The organism is Bacillus sp. FSL W7-1346 (genome assembly GCF_038593335.1).
GTDB classification, from domain to species: Bacteria; Bacillota; Bacilli; order Bacillales; family Bacillaceae; genus Bacillus; species Bacillus altitudinis.
Window position 1 is genome coordinate 1,830,485 of record NZ_CP151988.1, and the last position, 23,676, is coordinate 1,854,160.

19 protein-coding genes are annotated in these 23,676 nt (G+C 43.8%); 8 read left to right on the forward strand and 11 right to left on the reverse strand.

What is annotated here, in order from left to right; genetic code table 11:
• The first annotated feature begins 74 nt into the window (after positions 1-74).
• Both NST09_RS09340 and cysI read left to right on the forward strand, forming a co-directional pair.
• Positions 75-1,886 (forward strand): assimilatory sulfite reductase (NADPH) flavoprotein subunit, encoded by a 1,812-nt coding sequence (locus tag NST09_RS09340; RefSeq protein ID WP_065460482.1) that lies wholly within the window; start codon positions 75-77, stop codon positions 1,884-1,886.
• 33 nt (positions 1,887-1,919) lie between these two features.
• On the forward strand, positions 1,920-3,638 hold the full coding sequence (cysI, locus tag NST09_RS09345) for an assimilatory sulfite reductase (NADPH) hemoprotein subunit (RefSeq protein ID WP_041092788.1): 1,719 nt from the start codon (positions 1,920-1,922) through the stop codon (positions 3,636-3,638).
• A gap of 222 nt (positions 3,639-3,860) precedes the next feature.
• Here the strand turns inward: cysI and NST09_RS09350 are convergent, their stop codons facing one another.
• The 10 genes from NST09_RS09350 to NST09_RS09395 all read right to left on the reverse strand — a co-directional run bounded on the left by NST09_RS09350 (position 3,861) and on the right by NST09_RS09395 (position 16,067).
• Complete coding sequence (locus tag NST09_RS09350; RefSeq protein ID WP_144741021.1) at positions 3,861-5,795, reverse strand: AMP-binding protein; 1,935 nt, start codon at positions 5,793-5,795, stop codon at positions 3,861-3,863.
• A 14-nt stretch (positions 5,796-5,809) separates the two neighbouring features.
• The gene (locus NST09_RS09355) at positions 5,810-7,333 is read right to left on the reverse strand and encodes an acyl-CoA carboxylase subunit beta (RefSeq protein WP_342493538.1); all 1,524 of its coding nucleotides are present in this window, start codon (positions 7,331-7,333) and stop codon (positions 5,810-5,812) included.
• 18 nt (positions 7,334-7,351) lie between these two features.
• Positions 7,352-8,134: an enoyl-CoA hydratase gene (locus NST09_RS09360; protein ID WP_007499216.1), complete on the reverse strand. Its 783-nt coding sequence runs from the start codon at positions 8,132-8,134 to the stop codon at positions 7,352-7,354.
• A gap of 15 nt (positions 8,135-8,149) precedes the next feature.
• Positions 8,150-9,055 carry a hydroxymethylglutaryl-CoA lyase gene (locus NST09_RS09365; RefSeq protein ID WP_057079455.1) on the reverse strand — a complete coding sequence of 302 codons (906 nt, stop codon included), beginning with the start codon at positions 9,053-9,055 and terminating at the stop codon, positions 8,150-8,152.
• A gap of 12 nt (positions 9,056-9,067) precedes the next feature.
• Positions 9,068-9,283, reverse strand: coding sequence for an acetyl-CoA carboxylase biotin carboxyl carrier protein subunit (locus tag NST09_RS09370; RefSeq protein ID WP_008346646.1), 216 nt, complete (start codon positions 9,281-9,283; stop codon positions 9,068-9,070).
• Positions 9,280-10,629: an acetyl-CoA carboxylase biotin carboxylase subunit gene (locus NST09_RS09375; protein WP_046527657.1), complete on the reverse strand. Its 1,350-nt coding sequence runs from the start codon at positions 10,627-10,629 to the stop codon at positions 9,280-9,282. The genes NST09_RS09370 and NST09_RS09375 overlap by 4 nt, the downstream gene beginning before the upstream one ends.
• Positions 10,630-10,637: 8 nt before the next feature.
• Positions 10,638-12,275, reverse strand: coding sequence for an AMP-binding protein (locus tag NST09_RS09380; protein WP_342493539.1), 1,638 nt, complete (start codon positions 12,273-12,275; stop codon positions 10,638-10,640).
• A gap of 42 nt (positions 12,276-12,317) precedes the next feature.
• Complete coding sequence (locus tag NST09_RS09385; protein WP_008346640.1) at positions 12,318-13,460, reverse strand: acyl-CoA dehydrogenase family protein; 1,143 nt, start codon at positions 13,458-13,460, stop codon at positions 12,318-12,320.
• A 159-nt stretch (positions 13,461-13,619) separates the two neighbouring features.
• A complete protein-coding gene (locus NST09_RS09390; protein ID WP_342493540.1) occupies positions 13,620-15,155 on the reverse strand; it encodes a family 10 glycosylhydrolase in 1,536 nt (511 codons plus the stop codon).
• Between the two features lie 24 nt (positions 15,156-15,179).
• The gene (locus tag NST09_RS09395) at positions 15,180-16,067 is read right to left on the reverse strand and encodes a tyrosine-protein phosphatase (protein ID WP_342493541.1); all 888 of its coding nucleotides are present in this window, start codon (positions 16,065-16,067) and stop codon (positions 15,180-15,182) included.
• A gap of 90 nt (positions 16,068-16,157) precedes the next feature.
• Between NST09_RS09395 and NST09_RS09400 the strand changes: the two genes are divergently transcribed.
• Positions 16,158-16,910, forward strand: a complete 753-nt coding sequence (locus NST09_RS09400; RefSeq protein WP_060832382.1) for a DeoR/GlpR family DNA-binding transcription regulator — start codon at positions 16,158-16,160, stop codon at positions 16,908-16,910.
• A 121-nt stretch (positions 16,911-17,031) separates the two neighbouring features.
• Positions 17,032-17,421 (forward strand): tautomerase family protein, encoded by a 390-nt coding sequence (locus NST09_RS09405; protein ID WP_076821573.1) that lies wholly within the window; start codon positions 17,032-17,034, stop codon positions 17,419-17,421.
• 33 nt (positions 17,422-17,454) lie between these two features.
• On the opposite strand, the gene NST09_RS09410 is transcribed toward NST09_RS09405, so the two are convergent.
• Entirely contained in the window at positions 17,455-18,009 is a 555-nt protein-coding gene (locus NST09_RS09410; RefSeq protein WP_342493542.1) for a branched-chain amino acid aminotransferase, read from the reverse strand.
• Between the two features lie 125 nt (positions 18,010-18,134).
• Here NST09_RS09410 and NST09_RS09415 point away from each other — a divergent pair, with 125 nt between their 5' ends.
• The 4 genes from NST09_RS09415 (at position 18,135) to NST09_RS09430 (ending at position 23,664) form a co-directional block, all read left to right on the forward strand.
• Positions 18,135-19,268, forward strand: a complete 1,134-nt coding sequence (locus tag NST09_RS09415; RefSeq protein WP_342493543.1) for a sugar diacid recognition domain-containing protein — start codon at positions 18,135-18,137, stop codon at positions 19,266-19,268.
• 77 nt (positions 19,269-19,345) lie between these two features.
• A complete protein-coding gene (gene glcD, locus NST09_RS09420) occupies positions 19,346-20,755 on the forward strand; it encodes a glycolate oxidase subunit GlcD (RefSeq protein ID WP_019743948.1) in 1,410 nt (469 codons plus the stop codon).
• Positions 20,752-22,098 carry a (Fe-S)-binding protein gene (locus NST09_RS09425; protein ID WP_019743947.1) on the forward strand — a complete coding sequence of 449 codons (1,347 nt, stop codon included), beginning with the start codon at positions 20,752-20,754 and terminating at the stop codon, positions 22,096-22,098. Before glcD ends, NST09_RS09425 begins: the two co-directional genes overlap by 4 nt.
• 69 nt (positions 22,099-22,167) lie before the next feature.
• Complete coding sequence (locus tag NST09_RS09430) at positions 22,168-23,664, forward strand: spore germination protein (protein ID WP_206761462.1); 1,497 nt, start codon at positions 22,168-22,170, stop codon at positions 23,662-23,664.
• Positions 23,665-23,676 lie beyond the last annotated feature (12 nt).

Below are 23,676 nucleotides of genomic sequence, written 5' to 3' on the forward strand. Positions count from 1 at the left end.
AGTTCAAATTGAACCTATATATATAATTCCTATCGAATTAATCTATGTTTATATTCCTTGTGAGGTGGATATTGTTGCAACTTCATGTATTGAACAGTCCGTTTAGCCAGGAGCAGGCAGAGTTACTCAATCAGCTGCTTCCGACTTTAACAGAACAGCAAAAAATTTGGCTTACTGGTTATTTATCAGCGCAGGCAGCGCTTGCCGGCTCAGAAGCTGTCACTTCGGCGCCTTCTGCCGCAGCACCTGTCCAGCCTGTGAGCAAAGATGTGACCGTGCTTTATGGGTCGCAAACAGGCAATTCCGAAGGGTTAGCAAAAAAGACAGCCCAGCATCTTGAAGAGAAAGGCTTTCAAGTGACGCTCTCTTCTATGTCCGATTTTAAACCGAATAATCTGAAAAAAATAAACAATTTACTGGTCATTGTCAGCACACATGGCGAAGGAGATCCGCCGGATAATGCCCTTTCGTTCCATGAATATGTTCACGGCAGACGAGCGCCAAAGCTCGATCACTTAAGCTTTTCTGTTCTTTCATTAGGTGACAGCTCGTACGAATTCTTCTGTCAGACAGGAAAAGAATTTGATGAACGCTTCCAAGAGCTTGGCGGTACACGCCTGTTTGACCGGGTGGACTGTGACCTTGATTATGATGAGCCATTTTCAGAATGGCTTCAAGGTGTTGCCTCTTCTTTGAGTGAAGGTGAAGCTGTATCAATTCCGCAAGAATCAGCGGGAGTCAACAATCAAGCCGTTTCTGAATATTCAAGAACGAATCCTTTTTATGCTGAAGTTCTTGAAAATATCAACCTAAATGGGCGTGGATCTAATAAAGAAACACGTCACTTAGAGCTTTCGCTTGAAGGTTCAGGCCTCGTGTATGAGCCAGGTGACAGCCTTGGCATTTACCCGACAAATGATCCTGCACTTGTCGATGAACTGATTCAAACATGCGGATGGAATGCAGAAGAAGCCGTCACCGTTCATAAAAACGGAGACACTCTTCCTTTAAAAGAAGCACTCACCTCTCATTTTGAGATCACGGTTTTAACAAAACCACTTCTTCAAAAGATCGCTGAACTGACAAAAAGTGAATCCTTGCATGCCCTTTTAGAAGAAGGAAACGAAGAAAAACTGAAAGAATATATCGCAGGCCGGGACCTAGTAGATGCGGCTCGTGATTTCGGTCCTTTTGAAGGAACCGCCGCAGATTTCACGTCCATTTTAAGAAAAATCCCTGCACGCCTTTATTCCATTGCAAGCAGTCTCAAAGCAAATGATGAAGAGGTTCATTTGACGATAGGGGCTGTCAGATATGATGCGCACGGCAGAGAACGCCAAGGTGTTTGTTCGATTTTATGTGCAGAGCGCCTGCAGCCAGGTGATACGTTACCTGTTTATATTCAGCACAACCAAAACTTTAAGCTTCCTCAAGATCCAGATGCACCGATCATTATGGTAGGACCAGGCACAGGCATCGCTCCTTTCCGTTCATTTATGCAGGAACGTGAGGAAATGGGTGCAAACGGAAAGTCATGGTTATTCTTCGGTGATCAGCATTTTGTGACGGATTTCTTATACCAAACGGAATGGCAAAAGTGGTTAAAGGATGGCGTCTTAACGAAAATGGACGTGGCTTTTTCAAGAGATACTGAGGAAAAAGTATATGTCCAGCACCAAATGAAGAAACAAAGCAAAGAATTATTTGAATGGCTTGAGCAAGGTGCTTACGTGTATATTTGCGGAGATGAAAAGCATATGGCGCATGATGTCCACAATACCCTTCTATCCATCATTCAAGAAGAAGGTGCGATGAGCAAAGAAAAAGCAGAAAGCTATCTTGCCAACTTACAGCAACAAAAACGCTATCAGCGTGACGTTTATTGATTTGATGCTTGAAAGAAAGGAGCTTTTACTTACATGGTGAAGACAGCATTAACAGCGCCGGATGGACCTCCGAGCGACGTAGAGGAAATCAAAGAAAAAAGTGATTATTTACGGGGTACGTTAAAAGAAGTGATGCTTGATCCGATTTCAGCGGGAATTCCGGATGATGACAACCGTCTGATGAAGCATCACGGCAGCTACTTACAAGATGATCGTGATCTGAGAAATGAACGACAAAAACAAAAGCTTGAGCCTGCCTATCAATTTATGCTGCGTGTCCGTCTGCCTGGCGGAATCGCCACATCTAAGCAGTGGCTTGTGATGGATGAGCTTGCTCACAAATACGGAAACGGTACGTTAAAGCTGACTACTCGTGAAACCTTTCAGCTTCACGGTATTTTAAAATGGAACATGAAAAAGACCATTCAAGACATTCATTCTACTATGCTTGATACGATCGCAGCTTGCGGCGACGTAAACCGGAATGTCATGTGTACTTCAAACCCCTATCAATCAGAAGTGCACCATGATGTATACGAGCTGGCGAAAAAATTAAGTGATGACCTGCTCCCGCAAACAAGAGCTTATCACGAAATTTGGCTTGATGAGGAAAAGGTTGCGGCAACGCCAGATAAGGAAGTTGAACCGATGTATGGTCCGCTTTATTTGCCAAGGAAATTCAAAATTGGCGTGGCCGTCCCTCCTGCTAATGACATTGATGTCTTTTCGCAGGATCTAGGCTTTATTGCCATTATCGAAAACGATCAACTGGTCGGCTTTAATGTCGCAATTGGCGGCGGAATGGGTATGACGCATGGTGATACAGCGACTTATCCGCAGCTTGCAAAGGTCATCGGCTTTTGTACACCTGAACAAGTCGTAGAAATTGCCAAACAAGTCATCACCATTCAACGTGACTACGGAAACCGTTCCGTGCGAAAAAATGCCCGCTTTAAATATACGGTGGACCGCCTTGGTCTTGAGAATGTAAAAGAAGAACTTGAGCGCCGTCTTGGGTTTACTCTTTTAGAGGCAAAAGATTATCACTTTGATCATAACGGTGACCGTTATGGCTGGGTAAAAGGCATTAATGGCAGATGGCATTATACGATGTTTGTAGAAGGCGGACGCATCACAGATTATGATGATTATCCGCTGATGACAGGCATCCGTGAAATTGCCAAGGTGCATACGGGTGACTTCCGTCTAACCGCCAATCAGAATTTAATCATTGGGAATGTGACAACTCATAAAAAGAAACAAATCGAACAGCTCATTCAGAAGTTTGGTTTATCAGACGGCCAGCAGCATTCTGCCCTGCGCCGCAGCTCAATGGCTTGTGTCTCTTTGCCAACTTGCGGTTTAGCGATGGCTGAAGCAGAGCGCTACCTTCCACGATTGATTGATAAAATCGAAGACATCGTTGAAGAAAACGGATTAAGTGATAAAGAAATCACCATTCGAATGACTGGTTGTCCAAATGGTTGTGCTCGTCATGCGCTTGGAGAAATTGGATTTATCGGAAAATCACCTGGTAAGTATAATATGTATCTTGGTGCCGCATTTGATGGCAGCAGATTAAGTAAATTATACCGTGAAAATGTGGGTGAGGAAGACATTCTAAAAGAACTTGGCTCTATTCTCCCCCGCTACGCAAAAGAACGAGAAGAAAATGAACATTTCGGCGATTATGTCATTCGTGCAGGGATTGTGAAAGAGACAACAGATGGAACAAATTTTCATGTGCAATAAAAAGAGACAGGAACCATCCTGTCTCAGATTGTTGACAAAGGGCTAAAATGAACTTGATTTTAGCCCTTTGTCTTCTTTTCAGCGTGATAGAAAACCTTTGCAGTCTAGGAAGGACGAGCATCGGCGCGGAACGAATTTGACATTCGTGAGCACCGAAGCGCAGGACTGACACCGAATGCGAGGGTTTGTCTACACGCTGAGACAGGAACCATCCTGTCTTTTTTATTTTTTCTGTCTCTTATTCAAGTATTCGGTCAGACTCTTATATACATCTGGATTGTCTAATGAAGATAGATCGGGTGAAGGCTGCTCTTCATACGCCCCTTTCAGTAAACGTCGTACAATTTTTCCATTCCTTGTTTTCGGTAAAGCTGAAATGAGATGAACTTCTTTTGGTGTGAGCGCTTTACCAGCATGTGAACCAACATGGGCTGAAAGCTCTTGGATAAGGGTTGCTTCTTCAAAAGCATGAGGACTGGTCACGATGAAACAGACGAGCGCCTCCCCTTTCACCTCATCCTTTACCCCAATCACAGCGGCTTCATGCACGGCAGGATGCCATGTAAGGATGGATTCAATTTCAGCTGGCCCGATACGTTTCCCTGCTGTATTAATGACATCATCCGATCTGCCGGTGATGTGGAATTCTCCGTCCTCTGTTTGCATGACCCAATCTCCGTGTGTCCATACACCATCAAATCGTTTGAAATACGTATCTTCATAACGCTCCGGTTCGTTCCAAAAACCACATGTCATGCCGACCCATGGCTTTTTCACCACAAGCTCCCCTACTTCATTCATCACGCTTTGCCCAGCTTCATTGTATACATCTGCCGCCATTCCTAAGATCGCCGCATTAAAGAGAATCGGTTTGATGGGACGAAGCAGCGTACTGCCTACAATGCCACCAGAAACCTCGGTTCCTCCTGAATAATTTAAGATGGGGATGTTCTTTTGACCAATGGTGTGAAATAACCATTGCCACGGAGCTTCATTCCATGGTTCCCCTGTAGAAATAATGGCTTTGACATGCGATAGCTCGACCCCATCAATCGTTTGCTGCATCGCAGAACGAACAAATGTAGGGGAAAGCCCAAAATGAGTGACTTTCTTCTGATGGATGAATGACCAGAGCTGCTGCTCATCTGGATAATCGGGAGCGCCGTCATATAAAACGATGGCAGCTCCATTGATCAAGCCGCCAAAGACGAGGAATGGCCCCATCATCCAGCCCATATCAGTCAGCCAAAACAACCGGTCTCCTTTTGCCACATCCATACATAGCCCGGCATCAAAAGCTGCCTTTATCGGAAAGCCTGCGTGTGTATGAACGGCTCCCTTTGGTGTGCCGGTTGTGCCTGACGTATACAAGATCATCAGCGGATCTTCATTTGTGACATAGGTCGCGCCGGTGATCGGCTGTTCTTGTAACAAATCATTTAGCAGGACATCGCCCTGATATCCGGTATGAGAGGAAGTGTGCACAATCACTTTTTGCACAGTTGCTGTTTTGTTGATGGCATCCGCCACACATTCCCGCATGTTGATCGTTTTCCCTCGCCGCATCATTTCATTCGCTGTGACGACAATGGATGCGCCTGACGCACGAATGCGTACAGCGAGTGGCTCGCTTCCATAGCCTGAGAAGACTGGGCTGAAAATAACACCAATCTTTGTAAAGGCAAGCATGACGGCGACCGTTTCTGGAAGCATTGGCATATAGATGATGGCTACATCCCCTTTTTGAAGTCCTTCTTTCAAAAAGCCAGCTGCAAGACGGCTCACTTTCTCTTGAAGTTCGAGAAATGACCATTTCTTTTCTTCACCGGCTTCATTGCTCCAAATGATGGCGGGCTGATGCTTCGTCTCTTCTTTTTCTGCCCATTTGTCCACAGCCGTTTCGGTGATGTTAAGTGTGCCGCCCTGATACCATTTCGGCCACATCAATGAGTGGTGACCTAATGCCGCTTCATATGGTTTTTTCCACTGAATGCCGACCGCCTTTTCCGCTTCTCTCCAAAACCAGTCTGTGCGTGCAATACTGGCTTGATAGAATGAGTCATACGTAGAAAAACCAAGAGATTTCATCCACTGATGCAAACGTGTTTTTTGGCTCTGCTTTTCTTCCGGTATCCATTCTGGTTTCAGGTTGATCATGAGGACTGCCCCCTTTAGACCGGATAGACCGGATGTTTTCGTTTCGTAAATGTCATGTCTTTCGATGAATAGGCTAGTAATCTATGACAAAGTTCCGTTCTTAGACGGTCAAATGGGATGACGCCATCGACAATCATTTCAGAGGCAAGCTCATAGATATTCATATCTTCCTGGTATTCCTTCCGTTTCTCTTGTATAAATGAAGCCCTCTCTTCGGGCGGTAGTTCTGCAATTTTATTTGCATAGACGGCATTTACAGCGGCTTCTGGACCCATCACAGCGATTTGCGCCGATGGAAGAGCGAGACAGCAGTCTGGCTCAAAAGCAGGGCCTGCCATTGCATATAGTCCTGCTCCGTATGCTTTACGGACGATGACGGATATTTTCGGAACGGTCGCCTCTGACATAGCGGAGATCATTTTTGCCCCATGACGAATAATGCCGGCTTGTTCCACTTTTGTTCCAATCATAAATCCTGGTATGTCCGCAAGAAAGAGCAGCGGGATATGAAAGGCATCACAGAGCTGAATAAACTTGGCGGCTTTATCAGCTGAGTCGTGGAATAATACGCCGCCTTTTACTCTTGGCTGATTGGCAATGAGACCGATAGGCTGACCGTTCATTCTGCCAAAGCCGGTAATTAACTCTGCGGCAAACAGCTTTTTGATTTCAAAAAATGACCCTTCATCAATCAGTAAATCGATGAGTTGATACATATCAAATGGGGTATTCTGGCCTTTAGGAATTAAGTCTTGGATGGTGATGTTAGATGGTTTAGGTGCTTTTGCTGCTGTCGTTTTTGGTTTTTCTGTATAGTTGGCAGGCATATAGGTTAAATAATCACGTGCAATTTGAATGGCCTCTTCCTCTGTTTTGGCTAATATATCTCCGCATCCAGAAATGCTGCAATGCATTTTCGCACCGCCCATTTCCTCAAGTGATACTTTTTCACCGATCACCATTTCAGCCATTCGCGGCGAGCCTAAATACATAGAGGCATTTCCTTCGACCATCACGACAATGTCACAAAAAGCAGGGATATAGGCACCACCGGCTGCAGAAGGACCGAATAGTAAACAAATTTGAGGAATGCGCCCAGACAGCTTGACTTGGTTATAAAAAATGCGCCCTGCTCCTCTTCTGCCTGGGAACATGGCGATTTGATCGGTGATCCTTGCACCCGCAGAATCGACTAAATACAGCATAGGACAATTGAGCTTCTCGGCCGTTTCTTGAATTCGAATGATTTTTTCTACTGTTTTGACGCCCCACGATCCTGCTTTAACCGTAGAGTCGTTTGCCATGACACAAACAGTCTGCCCATTCATACGCCCGGTTCCTGTGACGACACCATCTGCTGGTAAATGTTCATCTTTGCACTCTGCAAACATGGCATCTTCAATGAAAGAATCCTCATCTAATAACAAATGAAGCCGATCACGGACAAATAATTTTCCTTTTTCTTTGTTTTTTTGATGGTAGCGTTCTGCCCCGCCCTTTTCAATTCGTTGTTTATTTAATTCATATTCTTCGATCATAAACATTCCCCTTTCTTACTATTTGCCAATGTAATGAGGCGTTCGTTTTTCTTGAAAAGCCTTGAGACCTTCTAGTCGATCTTCTGTATGAATTAGCCGCAGATAAGCTTCGTATTCTTTCGTCAGCCCTGTTTGCAAATCGTGATCAAGGCTGGATTGAATGGCTTGTTTTGCTTCTTTTAAAGCAATCGGTCCATTCTTGGTGATTTGTTTTGCGAATGTGATAGCATCATTCATCAGTGAATCGACTGTAGAGATACGTTCAATCAGTCCGATTTGAACGGCTTCTTCTGCTCGTAAAGAAGTGCCTGTGAAGATCATTTCTTTCGCTTTCCCGGGTCCGATCAGGCGCGGAAGTCTTTGTGTGCCCCCTGCTCCCGGCAGGATAGCTAGTCCTGTTTCCGGCAGGCCGAGCGCTGCACCCGCTCTTGCGATGCGGAGATCACAGGCGAGCGCGAGCTCAAGACCTCCGCCAAGTGCGTGTCCGTTTATCACGGCAATGACAGGAACGGGCAAAGATTCAATGTCTGTAAAGGTTTGCTGAATGGTCAGAACAGCTTCTTTGGCTTCTTGTTCTGTCATCAATCGCCGTTCTTTTAAGTCTGCTCCTGCGCAAAAAACTTTAGCGCCAGCTCCTGTCATGAGCAAACAGCGGATGTTTTCATCATGTTTGATTTCTTGAATCGTTTGGTTAATTTCCTCTAGCATAGCAGCTGATAGAGCATTGGCTTGTGCTGGTCTATTTAATGTCATGATGCCAATATGATCATCTTGTATTGAAAAATGGACCAATGATGTCATGTGATTCACCCTTTATCAAGTAGTGTGAGACTGAAAAGCGCGTAAACAGTGACTTGGCAGGGTTCGATCCACTTTTGCTTCAATCCATTCAGCCGCTTTGATCAAGCGAGGGAGGTCGACATTTGTTTCGATCCCGAGTTTGTGAAGCATGTGTACCACGTCTTCTGTCGCCACGTTTCCGCTGGAGCCAGGTGCATAAGGACAGCCGCCAAGCCCCCCGCTAGAGGCATCAAACATGGTGATGCCGGCTTTTAATGCTGTATAAATATTGGCAAGCCCCATTCCTTTCGTATCATGAAAATGAAGCGCGATTTTATCAGCAGGAAAGCGTTCAAGTAAAAGGTCTAACCGTCTTTCTACTTGCAGCGGATGGGCTTCCCCAATGGTATCCCCAAGTGATATTTCATCAATGCCGAAGGACAGCAACTGTTCCGTTAATCGCAGCACTTGGTCCATCGGTACTTGTCTTTCATAAGGACATCCAAACACGGTTGAAATATAGGCCCGCGTTTGCCGTCCTTCTGCTTTTAAATCGGCTGTCATTTGTTTGATCACAGGCAATGTTTCCTGTATAGATCGATTCATATTCTTTTTGTTATGTGTCTCACTCGCTGAGATAAACATAGCCCCTAGCTCAAGGTTTGCTTCAAAAAAATGAGCTAACCCCTTTTCATTTGGGATGAGTGCGGCATAGGTAATATCCTCTTTTTTGTTTAATGATTGGGCTAATTCTTTGGCGTCTTTTAAGGCTGGAACCCATTTCGGATGAACAAATGAGGTGACTTCAATATAAGGAAGATGGGCTTCTTCGAGTAAATGGATCCATGTTCGCTTCTCCATTGTGTCCAGCCAAACGGATTCATTTTGCAGGCCATCGCGCGGGCCGACCTCTCTAATGAGCACGTTTTTTGGTAATGCCATGCGGCTTTCCCCCTATTCTGTCAGCTCTAAAAGTACCTCTCCCTCGTCAACAAAGTCCCCCTCCGCCTTATACACTTTACTGATCACACCTGCTTCTTCTGCAACAATGGGAATCTCCATTTTCATCGATTCTAAGATGGCGACTTCCTGTCCTTTTTGCACATCATCACCCTGTTTCACAAGAAGCTTCCATAAGTTTCCGGCCATTTGTATCGTGACAGTTTTCATGAACGGTTTTCCTCCCTTTTTTTCATCAGATAATCGGTTGTGATGCTGCCATGTAAAAAGGCAGTTGATTCGGCCATTTCCTTTAAAAGCGGTACATTGGTTTTGATCCCTTCTATTTCATATGCTTGTAATGCTGCTTTTAATCGTTCTATGGCGAGTTTTCGAGTATCACCGTACACAATCATTTTCGCAATCATTGGATCGTAAAATGGGGTAATGACACTTCCGCTCGTTACGCTTGACTCATGACGGATATATGGGGCATCAGGTGTAGAAAGCCGAGTGATCGTGCCTGGCGAAGGGTAAAATGTCACAGGGTCTTCAGCGTATATTCTAACTTCAATCGCGTGCCCAATTTGATGAATATCCTCTTGGCTGAAGGACAGGGGCTCTAATGCTGCAATTTTTAGCTGCTCCTCGACAAGGTCAATCCCGGTAATTTCTTCAGTGACAGGGTGTTCTACTTGCAATCTCGTATTCATTTCTAAGAAATAAAATTGCTGGTTTTGATCGACTAAACATTCAATCGTGCCCGCATTTTCATACCCAATCGCTTTGGCAGCTTTGACGGCCATCTGTCCCATTTGCTGTCTCACAGTTTCTTCAAGACAGACGGCTGGTGCCTCTTCAACAATTTTCTGATGTCTTCTTTGGAGTGAACAATCTCTTTCAAATAAGTGAACGCCGTGACCGAACGAATCAAAAAGAACTTGAATTTCGATGTGCCGTGCGTGTTCAATCACCTTTTCCATGTACAACGTACCGTCTTGAAAGAAACTTTGTGCTCTTTTTTGATTTCCTTCAAACGCTCGATGCAGTTCTTCGTCATTGCGGACGAGCTGCATACCAATCCCACCGCCACCACTCGATGCTTTTAGCATAATGGGATAGCCGAGTGTCTGTGCTTTATGAACACCTTCGTCTGCATCATGGAGCGGGGCTGAAACACCAGGAACGATTGGAATGCCCGCTTGTTCCATCGTTTTTCTCGCTTCAATTTTATTTCCCATCTGCTGAATGACTTGTGCAGATGGGCCAATAAAGGCAATGCCTTCGCTCCGGCAGCGTTCAGCAAATGCCGCATTTTCTGATAAAAGACCATACCCTGGGTGGATAGCATCAGCATTTGTTTGTTTGGCAACTTTAATGATTGCTTCCATGTTTAAATAGCTTTCAGAAACTTTAGCACCACCGATATAATAGGCGCTGTCTGCTTCTTGCACATGGAGTGCATGCTGATCAGCCTCTGAATAAACGGCAACGGTTTTGATTCCGAGCCGTTTACATGTCCGAATCACTCTACGGGCAATTTCGCCTCGATTGGCGATCAATACTTGTTCAAACATCGCTGCCTTCACTCCTTTATTAGATCAAGCGCCTGCTTTTTCAAGCGGAATTTCTGAATTTTGCCTGAAGCGGTCATTGGGTACTCATCTGTAATGAAAAAGTATTTCGGGATTTTGTAGCGTGCCATTTGTGACTGACAATAGCTCGTTAATGTCTCAATTGAGACCGACTTCCCTTGTTTCAGCCGAATGAATGCGGCTGCTTCCTCGCCGTATGTCTCGTCAGGAATACCAACGACTTGTGCGTCAAGAATGGCAGGATGAGTGTATAGGACATCCTCAATCTCTTTTGGGTACACATTCTCTCCGCCTCTGATGATCATATCTTTGAGCCGGCCTGTGATTTTCACATATCCGTCATGATCCATCTCAGCTAAATCCCCTGTGTGGAGCCATCCGTCCTCATCAATGACTTCATTTGTTGCTTCTTCGTTTTTATAATAGCCCTTCATGACATGGTAACCTCTTGTACAAAGCTCTCCTTGCTGTCCTCTTGGCACTTCTTCTGATGTCCCTGGTAAAGCAATTTTGACTTCAACTTGAGGAAGCGCACGCCCGACCGTTTGAACGCGTCTTTCAAACGAATCATCCGTTCTTGTTTGGGTAATGACGGGTGAACTTTCGGTTTGACCATAGGCAATCGTGAGCTCTCTCAGTCCCATTTTTTCAATGACTGCTTTCATGACGTGGGATGGGCAGAGTGAACCGGCCATAATCCCCGTTCGTAATGTGGACAGGTCATAAGAGTGGAAATTTGGATGATCGAGCTCTGCGATGAACATGGTTGGTACACCGTGAAGAACCGTGCATTTTTCTTTTTCTACTGTTTGAAGGACTCGTTCTGGATGGAATGATTCAAGTGGAATGATCGTTCCCCCTTTTGTGAGACAAGCAAGTACACCAAGAACAGAGCCGAAGCAATGAAAAAACGGTACTGGGATACACATACGGTCCTGCTCTGTTAATTTCATACAATCTGCGATCTGACTCGCATTACAGACGATGTTTGTGTGGCTGAGCATGACGCCTTTTGGATAGCCAGTTGTGCCTGAAGTGTACTGCATATTAATAACGTCATCAGGCGTGAGCTCATTCATTCGCTTCTCCCATTCATGATCTTCGGTTCTTTTGGCTGCCACTTGAAGACGATCCCAGCTGAGCATGCCGTTTGGTACATGCTGACCGATATAGATACATCTTTTTAAATAAGGAAATTGTGTGGAAGTGATTTCCTCTTGATGAGCGGTTTGAAGTTCTGGAATCAGCTCTTCAAGCATGTTGACATAGGACGTTTCTTTAAAGCCGTCTACAATAAACAACATTTTGCTGTCAGAATGCTTGAGTAAATAGGCGAGTTCCTGTGATTGAAAATTGGTATTCACAGTGACAAGAACAGCACCAATGGAGGCGCAGGCAAATTGAAGAATGAGCCATTCAGGTATATTTGGTGCCATAATGGCGATGTGATCTCCCTTTTGAACCCCTAATGCCATGAGACCTTTACCTGTTGCCTTGACCTCTTGATAAAACGCTTCGTACGAATAACGTAAAGAACGTTCTGGGTAAACAATGGCTTTATGTGCTGGGTGCTGTTCTTTTTTTTCTCTTAATAGGGAGCCAATCGTTTGCGGGTGAATCGACATCATTGCTTTCCTCCCTTATGTTTAGTAAGCGTTTTCATTAAGGTATTACGCTAACAGCTGTCTTGCGATCACGAGCCGCTGAATTTCAGAGGTTCCTTCTCCGATTTCCATCAGCTTGGCATCTCTCACAAGCCGTTCAACACCGCATTCTTTCATATAGCCTGTTCCGCCATGAATTTGGACCGCATCAAGACTTGCTTTTGTGGCCATTTCTGAAGCAAACAGTTTGGCATAGGCCGCTTCTTTTGTAAATGGTTTGCCTTGATCTTTCAGCCAAGCGGCTTTCCAGACCATTTGTCTTGCAAGCTCTATTTGCATCGCCATATCCGCCAGCTTAAACTGAATGGCCTGGAAGGATGAGAGCGTCTTTCCAAATTGCTTTCTTTCTTTTGCATAGGAAAGTGAAGCATCAAGTGCCGCTTGCGCAATTCCGACAGATAAGGCTGCAATGGAAATTCGTCCGCCGTCTAATGTATATAAAAATTGCTTGAATCCTTTCGATTTGTCTCCTAATATATGATGCGCTGGTACACGCACTTCATCTAAAATGATTTCAGCCGTATCTGAACCGCGAACCCCCATTTTGTCATATGGATTTGTAATCGACAGTCCCTTTTGCCCTTTCTCCACAATAAAGGCAGAGATGATTGGACGTCCGTTTTCATCATGATCTGTTACAGCGGTGACAATAATCGTTCTGGCATAATTGGCATTTGTGATCCAGCACTTTTCCCCACTGATGACATATTCTTGTCCGTCTTGAATGGCTTTTGTTTTTGTTCCTTTTGCATCTGATCCGGCGTTTGGTTCTGTTAATCCGAAGGAGCCAAGCGCTGTTCCAGAGGCTAATGGAACAAGATGGTCCATCTTTTGCTCCTCCGTCCCGAAGTAATAAAGTGGACTTGCGCCTAAGGAAACCGCTGCGGCATAACTTAAACCTGTACTCGCACACTGTTTTCCAATTTCCTCGACTGCCAGTGCATACGAGATCGTATCTCCTCCAGATCCTCCATATTTCTCTGGAAAGGGTATACCCATAAAACCGAGCTCCCCCATTTTTTGAAATGTTTTTACGGGAAATGCTGCCTGTTCATCAACAGTTTGAGCGTGCGGTGCAATTTCTGTTTTTGCAAATTCTTTGACCATCTGACGGATCATTTGCTGCTCTTTCGTTAATTCAAAATCCATTTTGCTTCCCCCTTTGGCGCTTTTCTATCATATTTATTATTGAAATAGCTGCTTCATGCCAAGCTTGATTGAATTCAGAAAATTAAAATAAAAATAGTAGAAAAATAGAGAAAGCAAAAAAGCATAAATGGAGGAAAACCCTCATTTATGCTGTCTTTGTTATTTTACTGTTTTTGTAGAAGGTTTGCTTTCATGATGAAGGCGATTGAGTGCCGTCACTTTATAGGTATAGCTCTTCTTTTGATTGGCTAAAATGTCTTTCGTTTGTGTGAAGGAACCTGTTTCTTTTCTGACCGTTTGCACAAATTCGTATGTCCCTTTATTCGACAATCGATAGACTGCATAATAGGATGCACTAGAGCGCGGATCATTTTGTATCTGTAAAACTGCGCCATCCTCTGTCTTTTTCACAGATTGGATGATTGGTTTTTTTGGCGCTTTTTGATGAAGCCATGGCATCTCTGGTATGAGAGCTGGTTTGCTATAGGTTTCTTCTATTAATCGTTTCTTTACATTCAAGGGATTCCGATTGATATCTTTCAGACTAAAATGCATGCTTCCTTGTACGAGCTGTGACTGCCTGTTCAGCTCGATCTGGCGAAAATACTCCTCAGGATCAGACCAAGCAGGATCACTGTTTTGATTGATTTTATACGTCGCTTGACCAATGTACAAGTGAACAGGCTGCCCCTTCACTTCATTTGACCACCATTTCGTCAGCACATCATAGGCAGCGGGCTGAAAGCCGATACTCCAATAAATTTGCGGGGTGATATAATCAATATGGTGCTGCTGTATCCACTCTCTTGTATCAGCATACAAATCATCATAATTGGTCATCCCTGCAGTTGTGTTTGAACCGGTTGGGTCATCTTTTATGTTGCGCCATACACCAAATGGGCTAATGCCAAATTTCACATACGGTTTTTCTTTCTTAATGGTGTCATTGATCTGCTTCACTAGCTCGTTCACATTATCCCTTCGCCAATCTTCTATATGAGTGAACTTCTTCCCGTAAGTTTCATACGTTTCTTGATCTGGAAATGGCACACCAGCGATTTTATTCGGGTAAAAATAATCATCCATATGCACCGCATCAATATTGTAGTTTTTCACTACTTCCTCTATCCCGTCAACAATGAAGTCCTGAGCATCAGGAATGCCTGGATTAAAGTAAAGCTGATTTCCGTAGGCGATGGTCCACTCAGGGTGTGCTTTTGCAGGATGATCGGCTGATAACCGGTTGAGATCGGTATGATTCATAGTGATTCGATAAGGGTTAAACCAAGCATGAAATTCAAGACCGCGTTTATGTGCTTCTTCTATCATAAATTCAAGCGGGTCATATCCAGGGTCTTTCCCTTGTGTACCAGTCAAATATTCAGACCATGGCCCGAATTTCGATGGATAAAAGGCATCTGCTGTTGGTTTAATTTGCATGATGACGGCGTTCATATTCATCGCTTTGATATCGTCTAACAGTTGAATGAACTCTTGTTTCTGCTCATCTGCGGGCAGTCCTTTCTTTGAAGGCCAATCTAAGTTATAAACTGATGCGACCCACACTGCACGCATCTCTCTTGTGCTCTCAAGCTTCCCTTTTGGCATCGAACGAGCTAGACTGCTAGACGGAATCAATAAGAAGACACCCATGAAAACTAGTGTCAGAACCGTCATACTGATCTTTTTCAGCATGGTTTGCATCACCTCATATTAAGTTTATTCTGCGTTTTGTGATGGAATGCCAGCAGATGGTGTAAGCAAGATGTTTTTTACTTTAAGCAGCTGAGCTTTAGGGACGTCGCAGGCTTCTACTAAATACCGCTCTGCATTTCCGTATGTATCCATCATCTCATTCAGTACATCTTCAAGATAATCTTGCTGCACACCGAGCAGGGGCTGAATTTGTTCTTTTGACACCCGATATAAACTCATCATGCGAACAAATCGTTCTTGTCTTTTCACTAGCATTTTCACGCCTTCATTGGAACGCATGTATTCACTTAAAACGGTATGCACCGGCACACCCGCTGCTAATTGAATAAGAGCAGATAAAAAGCCTGTACGGTCTTTTCCGCTTGTACAGTGAAGCATAAGCGGATAATTTTTTTCATCGGACAGTAATGTAAACAATTGCTGAATCTCTTTTTTTCGCTCATAGAGCATGCTTTGATATACATCTTTCATGATCGGTGTAAAGGATAGAGATTTTCCTTCTGCTATCAGCATACGAAACATGGTCCATTTGCTAGGCATCATGCTGTCAGGCTGCATAGGGATATGAACAATTTTGTCATGTTCCATGATCTTTGGCGGGTGTGATTTTCGTTCTGAGCTTGTACGCAGGTCACAAATCGTTTGAATTCCAAGTGTTGAGAACGTCAATATGTCTTGCTTCGTGAGACGTGATAAATCGGCAGATCGATAAATCATTCCTTGTTTGATGACCATCTGATCCGTTGTTTGGAGTCCCCCTACCTCTCTAAAATTTGCTAGCTTTGAAAATTGTATGTTGTGCTCATTCATAGAAGTGAAAATCCTTTCTATCCTCTTTTCTCTATCATACGCTTTTATGAAAAATGAGAAAAGATAAGAGAAAAAGATCATTCAATTCTCCCATGTTGATCAGTGACATCTTTTACGTGGAATTATTGTTATAATAGAATCAGCATATTCGTATTGATTGGAGATTGTAGCATGATAAAAACAAAACGTATTCAGCAAATAAAAGAGTATGTATTTGACCGGGAATCTGCCTCTCTTGATGAGCTTGTGACGCATTTTGGCGTCTCAAAAAACACCATACGCCGAGATGTACAAGCATTGGTAGAATCCGGCGTGCTAAAGAAAGTGTACGGCGGCGTCGCTGTGAACCACTCAACGTTGGTGGTGTATCAGGAGCGAAAGACTCGTCAGCTGAGTAAAAAACAAATGATCGGACAGGCTGCCGCCGCTTTTGTTGAACATGGTGATATGATTTTTGTTGATTCTGGTACAACGACACTGGAGATGCTTCCCTATTTGAAGGAGAAACAGATTACCGTTGTGACAAATAACGTGGATTTCATTACACAGGCTATGCCTTATGAACACCTCACCATCTTTTCAACCGGGGGTATGCTAGAGCGAAAGACAAATTCTTTCGTTGGTTATCAAAGTGTTGAGCGTCTAAAAGCATACAATGTCAATAAAGCATTTATTGCATCAACTGGTTTATCCATTGATCATGGCGTCACGAATTCCTCCCCGCTTGAGACAGATATTAAAAAAACGCTCGTTGAAAAAAACGCCAAAACCTTTTTATTAGTCGATGATAGTAAGTTTGACCATTATGCCTTAACCACGTTTTGTGACTTAAAAGACATAGACATCGTCGTGACGAATGAACAACCAAATGAAGATTACCTTCAATATGGAAAAGAGCATGATGTGAAGTTTGTCACGCCTTAGTCCAGAGCGAAAAAGCCAAGCGCCAATGTGTTGGCTTTTTTCTTATGCGCAAAAGAGTGAAACGGCGAAGTGTTGGTTACATTATGATTGTACATTTAACACATATTTGGAGGTTGACCTGATGCCGTTGTTACGATTTGACGTGATAGAAGGCCGTTCAAAAGAGGAATTAAAAAAACTGCTGGACACTTGCCATGAAGCAATGGTTGATGCCTTTGGGGTACCTGAACGAGATCGCTATCAAATTGTTCATCAGCACCGCCCTGAAGAGATGATGATTGAAGACACTGGGCTTGGTTATCCGAGAACAAAAGATCTTGTTGTCATTAGTGTTGTCAGTAAACAGCGGACGAAAGAGCAAAAGGAACAGCTTTATGCACAAATCGCAGAACGTGTAGAAAAAGAATGCGGGGTTGCCAAGACGGATGTGATGATCTCCATCGTGGAAAATGGAGACGCCGATTGGAGCTTCGGGATGGGTGAGGCTCAATTCATAAGAGGATGGCTCTAAAAAACGGCTCAGGAATGTGAGCCGTTTTTTGATTCATTCATTTTCAAGCTGCATGAGCAAGTTGAATAAATAGCGGTACACTGCTGAGATCACACCAATCAAAGGTGTATCTTCTTTGATGTCCTCTAGTTCAAGAAGCGGAATGTTGACATCAAATAACCCGTCTTGCCCATTAAATTGAAGCTGAGCACCATTTAATGTTGAGAGCATCTCTTTTAGTAATCCAGTATCTTTTTTAGGACGCTTCAATCCGAATAACACGGTATACGTCTGAAATACTTCATCCCATTCTATGGCAAGTCCGTCGGCTCTCACCACATCAAACCACTTCGACTCGATATAAATGAATTCTTTTTGTTGTTTTTTTACGTATGTAAGAGGTGTATTTAAAAAGGAAGCATTTTCTGTTTGAATTATTTCCTCCGATTCCTTGTCTACACGTTCTATATAAACATCTGCAAAGCGTGCTTCTTCTGTCATTTTTGCCCCTTCTAGCGGCCAATTTTGACTTGCGGCTTTGTTATATTCAAAGTCGGTGAGCGCCTGCCCTTCTTTCAATAAATCTTGTAAGCGATTTTGCAGTGACATGACTGTATCTCCTTTCATCTACTTCATATGCGTTTTTTATTTTAGCATAACACATGAAAAGAAAGATATGCCTGAGCATATGATGGTATGATAGTGTAAAAAGAAACATCTCGGAGGGGACCGTTTTGCTCACAATGACACTGGCAGAAAAAATCGTAGATGAGGTCAAAAAGGTACTGACGGAAGAAATCATCATCACACAAACAAACGGTACCATTATTGCTGCAACAGATCCAGCACGCATTGGTCAATTTCATGAAGGAGCATATGTCACATCCTTAGAAGGGCAGAAACGAATTCTCACAAAGGATGATGTGCTGCAGATGAAAGGCGTCAAAGCCGGTATCAATCTGCCTATTTATTTTAAACAAGAAGTCATTGGGGTCATTGGAATGACAGGTGACCCAAGGCATGTCTCCCCTTTTGGCGACATTTTACGTAAAATGACGGAGCTGCTCATTCAAGAGCATGAATGCTTTCAAGAAACGGAAACAGATGAACGGCAGCTTGAAGCCTTTGTATTCGACTGGCTTCATCTGCCAGAGACAGCGGTTGGAATGACCGAGAAGGCGCAGCGGCTTGGCTTTGATGTCAACAAGCAGCGTGTCGCTATTCTCATTGATTGTCAAGACGAAACGTTTATGAAGCAGGATCAATACAAACTGATGAAGGACAAATTGCAACTCACCAATCAGGAGATCATTGTGCGCTGGGGGCATGCACGTTTTTTGCTCATGCTACAAGCCACACCAGATGGTCGAGAAACATGGCACAAGCGCTTGTTCCATATTCATGCTGCGCTCACAGCGCTGTCACCATCGAGGATTTTAATGGGGGCAGGAAAACCAGCAGCTTCTCATGTCATGAAGCAGTCCTTTCATCAAGCTTTTCGCGCTTTAAAATTGGCACATGCTGATACACCCATTGTGTTTGATGAAGATTTGACGCTTGAACTTTTTATGGAGGAAATCAGTCAGGAAACAAAAGATGCGTTTCTTGATCGAACGATTGCGTCCCTTTTCCCCTATCCTGAACTAGTGAAAACATTGCGGGTACTCATCGCTTCGGATTACTCATTGAAACATACAGCAGAAGCTATGCATGTCCATATTAATACACTTCATTACAGATTAAAACGGATTCAGGATTTAACGACACTTGATCCAAAGCGCATGCAAGATGCGATGCTTTTTTATTTGGCCTTGCTGCTTTTAGATCATGATACAAAAAATACGATAAAACAGCCTGATATTTTGTAGAATCGTCTATAGTCATGTGACGGTTCTTTTTTTATACTGGTAGAAACGAGACGTTAAATGAGCGGGAGTGATTGCATATGCTAGATTCAGAATTTTCAAATCAATTAAAAGAGATTGTCGGTGCGCCCAATGTCCAAGACAGCAAGGCGGATCGTCTTGCCTACTCTTATGATGCGACACCAAATTTTCAACAGATGCCAGATGCGATCGTGCGGCCTCACACGGCTGAAGAAGTGCAGCAAATTGTGAAACTGTGCGCCTCATACAAGGTGCCGATCGTCCCAAGAGGCTCAGGGACGAATCTTTGCGCAGGAACATGCCCTACTCAGGGCGGATTGGTAATTCTCTTTACTAGAATGAATCAATTATTAGAAATAGACGAAGAAAATTTAACCGCAACGGTGCAGCCTGGTTTAATTACGCAGGAATTGATTCATCAAGTAGAGGAAAAAGGTCTTTTCTACCCGCCAGACCCAAGCTCTATGAAAATTTCCACATTAGGCGGCAATATTAACGAAAATTCAGGGGGACTGCGGGGATTAAAGTATGGAGTGACAAGGGATTATGTCCTTGGGCTTGAAGTGGTTTTGCCAAACGGTGACATCATCAAAACAGGCGGAAAGCTTGCAAAAGATGTCGCTGGATATGATATGACTCGATTGTTCGTTGGTTCAGAAGGAACACTCGGGATTGTCACAGAAGCGGTGCTAAAGCTCCTACCGCTCCCAGAAACGAAACAAACAATGCTTTGTTTATACGAAAGCCTTGAAGAAGCTGCGACTTCTGTATCGGCCATCATTGCTGAGCGTATCATTCCTGCTACATTAGAATTTATGGATCAGCCGACCCTTGAAGTCGTTGAAGATTTTGCGAACATCGGCCTGCCTACTGACGTTCAAGCTGTGTTATTAATTGAACAGGACGGCAACCCTGAAGCTGTTTCTCGTGATATCCAAAAAATCGCAGAAGTCTGTGAGCAACACGGGGCTACAAGCGTCAAGATTGCACATTCAGAAGAAGAGGCAAGTGCTCTCTTAACAGCGAGACGCTCTGCTTTATCTGCCCTCGCTCGATTAAGTCCTACAACGATTTTAGAAGATGCTACCGTTCCCCGGTCTGAAATTGCCAATATGGTTCGTGCAATTGAAGACATTGCACGAAAGTATAAGGTGAACATTTGTACGTTTGGTCATGCAGGTGATGGCAACTTACACCCCACTTGTGCGACAGATGCAAGAAATGAAGAAGAAATGAAACGGGTAGAAGCTGCCTTTCAGGCCATTTTTGAAAAAGCCGTTGCACTTGGCGGCACGATTACAGGCGAACATGGCGTGGGTCTTATGAAAGCGCCCTATTTGGAGCTGAAGGTCAAAAAAGAAGGAATCGCTGCCATGAAGGCGATTAAACAGGCACTTGACCCTGCACATATCATGAACCCAGATAAAGTGTTTGGAAAAGCCTCAAGAAAGCGAGTGGTGGTCTCATGAGTTCTTCTTCTAAGCAAAAAGAGATCCAGCAGCAGTTTCAGGAGCAAATGGATGAAAAGGAGCTGCTTAATTGCATGCGCTGCGGATTCTGCCTCCCTTCCTGCCCTACTTATATTGAATCTGGACAACAAGAAACGCACTCCCCTCGGGGCCGAATTGCGTTAATGAAAGCTGTAAGAGATGGCGTCATTGAACCAGATGAAGATGTTGAACATTCCCTTAATCTTTGTCTTGGCTGCCGTGCATGTGAACCAGTCTGCCCTTCTGGCGTCAAGTATGGACAGCTGCTAGAAGATGCAAGAGACATTATTCAACAACATAAAAAACAATCGTTTCCCGTCAAATTGATGAGACGTGTTGTGTTTAAAGGTCTCTTTCCGTCACAAAGTCGTATGCGACAAGCTGCTAGTTTTCTTCGATTTTATCAAACATCTGGTCTGCAAACAGCCGCCAGAAAGACGCGCATACTGAAGGTGCTTCCCTCCCATTTACAGTTGATGGAACAGGCACTTCCAAAGGTGCCGCCTCAAAAGAAAAAGAAAAAACGTTTGAATGAATATAAAGCCATTGGTCAGGCAAAAAAACGGGTGGCGTTTTTTACTGGCTGTTTAATGGATACAGTTTTCTCAAACACAAACAAAGCGACCATTCATCTCTTACAGCTGGCAGGCTGCGATGTGATCGTTCCTCCTATACAAACGTGCTGCGGCGCGCTACATGGTCATAGCGGAGAAAAAGACCAAGCAAAACAGTTAGCCAAGCGGAATATTGAAGCATTCGAGGAAACAGATGCCGATGCGATTGTCATGAACGCGGGCGGCTGCGGCGCCTTTTTAAGTGATTACGGTCATTTGCTTCAGGATGACCCAGATTTTCAAAAACGAAGTAAAGCCTTCTCACAGAAAATAACCGATATTTCAAGCATCCTTGTAGAGCTGGAATTTCACCGCCACTTGCCACTGGCTTTGCCAGCGCAAGTGATCACCTATCAAGACTCCTGTCATTTACGAAATGGGATGAATGTACAACAGGCGCCGAGGGTGCTCATGAAAGCCATTCAAGGGGTAACGTTTAAAGAAATGAAAGATGCTGGCCGCTGCTGCGGATCTGCAGGAATCTACAATATCTTGCAGCCAGACATGTCGATGCAAATTTTAGATCATAAAATGACGGAAGCGAACAACACAGCTGCAGCTGCCATTGTGACGTCGAATCCAGGCTGTCAACTACAAATGGCAGCAGGCGTCAAAAAGGCAGGACATATGCCTAGCATGAGAGCGATTCATCTGGCTGACTTTTTATTAGAAGCCGTTCAATATGGAAAAAAAGCGTCCAGTTCATGAAGCTGAACGCTTTTTTTATGCATATCTTCAGAAGATCGGTTGGATAATAGAGGCAAATCGCGGAAGGAGATGGTTCAAGTGCTGAAGAAAAACAAATCAAAACAGAAAGACCCGAATTCAGTATTTGAAGCATTATCGCGCTCTTCTGATTTTATCAATGAATTATCAAGTTCCGGAGGTTTTCTTTACAGAATTTCTTTTTTTCGATCTTTAATTAATGGCAATCTCCTTCATGAACAAATCTTGCCTTTTATTCAACAATTGCATCTAACACCCACCCTTGAAGAGTTGAAAGAACACATCCCAATTGAACAAGCTGTGATTACGAAGGACCTTCAAAAAGTGGAAGAAGCTCTTCATCGAGGCAGTATTGCTGTTCGGATTGAGACAGATTGGGGCAATACGCTTCTCTTGCCGATTGAAGAAAAGAAAGGCAGACAAGTGGGCCCGCCTGAGATTGAATTCGGAATCATTAGTGCGCAGGAAGCATTTGTGGAAGGGCTGGACACAAACTTAAACTTGATTAGGCGCAGGCTGCCCACTCCTGACCTTAAAGTAGTTGAACACACAGTTGGTACCCTTTCTCAAACGAAAGTAGCCGTTGTATACATAGAGAATATCGCCAACCCGCAGAACATTGAAACCGTTCTTCAGCGGATTCAAGATGTTGACTATGACCAAATTCTAGATTCTAATTATCTTGCGCAAATGCTTTATGATGTGTCCAATACAATCTTTCCATTGTTTTTAAATACAGAACGGCCAGACAGGGTTTCCTCAGGTTTAACGGAAGGAAAAATAGCCATTATGGTTGACGGTTCGCCTCATACCCTGCTTGCACCTACAATTTTACTCGAGTATTTTTCTACAATGGAAGACTATAACATGTCTTGGATCGCAGCATCCTCCTTTCGGCTGTTACGCATTTTTGCAGTGATATTTTCTATTTTTGCAACCCCTTTGTATGTAGCTGTTTTAACGTTTCACTATGAACTGATTCCCAAGGATTTATTAGAAACGATCGTAGCATCACGTTATCTCGTGCCCTTTCCGCCTATTATTGAAGCATTATTTTTAGAGATATCGATTGAGCTACTTAGGGAAGCCGGGTCTCGCCTTCCTGCAAAAGTCGGACAGACGCTCGGGATAGTTGGAGGTATTGTGATCGGACAGGCTGCGGTTGCAGCGGGATTAACAAGTAATATCCTGCTCATTATTGTCGCATTATCAGCTCTTGCCTCTTTTGTCACCCCTATATATAAAATGGGGACAACCATTCGTCTCTTACGTTTCCCATTCCTTTTTGCTGCACAAGTGTGGGGAGCGCTAGGGATTTCGCTAATGGGGGCTTTTCTTCTTACACATTTAATGAAATTAACGTCTATAGGCCAGCCTTACTTAGAGCCAATCTTTCCACTTCGATTGGCCGATTTAAAAGGTAGTTTGATTCGGCCCCAACTCCGCTTTTTGAAAAAACGTCCAGAAAATTTACGCCCGCAAAATGAAACGATACACCGCCAAAAGCCAAAGCAAGGCCGTAAGGGGAAAAATGATTTTTATGAATAAGGAAGTGAAGGC

Coding starts and splice junctions, on each gene's coding strand:
- cysI (WP_041092788.1), top strand. CDS start 1,920: ATGGTGAAGACAGCATTAACAGCGCCGGATGGACCTCCGAGCGACGTA.
- NST09_RS09350 (WP_144741021.1), bottom strand. CDS start 5,795: ATGATCAACCTGAAACCAGAATGGATACCGGAAGAAAAGCAGAGCCAA.
- NST09_RS09355 (WP_342493538.1), bottom strand. CDS start 7,333: ATGATCGAAGAATATGAATTAAATAAACAACGAATTGAAAAGGGCGGG.
- NST09_RS09360 (WP_007499216.1), bottom strand. CDS start 8,134: ATGACATCATTGGTCCATTTTTCAATACAAGATGATCATATTGGCATC.
- NST09_RS09365 (WP_057079455.1), bottom strand. CDS start 9,055: ATGGCATTACCAAAAAACGTGCTCATTAGAGAGGTCGGCCCGCGCGAT.
- NST09_RS09370 (WP_008346646.1), bottom strand. CDS start 9,283: ATGAAAACTGTCACGATACAAATGGCCGGAAACTTATGGAAGCTTCTT.
- NST09_RS09375 (WP_046527657.1), bottom strand. CDS start 10,629: ATGTTTGAACAAGTATTGATCGCCAATCGAGGCGAAATTGCCCGTAGA.
- NST09_RS09380 (WP_342493539.1), bottom strand. CDS start 12,275: ATGATGTCGATTCACCCGCAAACGATTGGCTCCCTATTAAGAGAAAAA.
- NST09_RS09385 (WP_008346640.1), bottom strand. CDS start 13,460: ATGGATTTTGAATTAACGAAAGAGCAGCAAATGATCCGTCAGATGGTC.
- NST09_RS09390 (WP_342493540.1), bottom strand. CDS start 15,155: ATGCTGAAAAAGATCAGTATGACGGTTCTGACACTAGTTTTCATGGGT.
- NST09_RS09395 (WP_342493541.1), bottom strand. CDS start 16,067: ATGATCTTTTTCTCTTATCTTTTCTCATTTTTCATAAAAGCGTATGAT.
- NST09_RS09400 (WP_060832382.1), top strand. CDS start 16,158: ATGATAAAAACAAAACGTATTCAGCAAATAAAAGAGTATGTATTTGAC.
- NST09_RS09405 (WP_076821573.1), top strand. CDS start 17,032: ATGCCGTTGTTACGATTTGACGTGATAGAAGGCCGTTCAAAAGAGGAA.
- NST09_RS09410 (WP_342493542.1), bottom strand. CDS start 18,009: ATGTCACTGCAAAATCGCTTACAAGATTTATTGAAAGAAGGGCAGGCG.
- glcD (WP_019743948.1), top strand. CDS start 19,346: ATGCTAGATTCAGAATTTTCAAATCAATTAAAAGAGATTGTCGGTGCG.
- NST09_RS09425 (WP_019743947.1), top strand. CDS start 20,752: ATGAGTTCTTCTTCTAAGCAAAAAGAGATCCAGCAGCAGTTTCAGGAG.
- NST09_RS09430 (WP_206761462.1), top strand. CDS start 22,168: ATGGTTCAAGTGCTGAAGAAAAACAAATCAAAACAGAAAGACCCGAAT.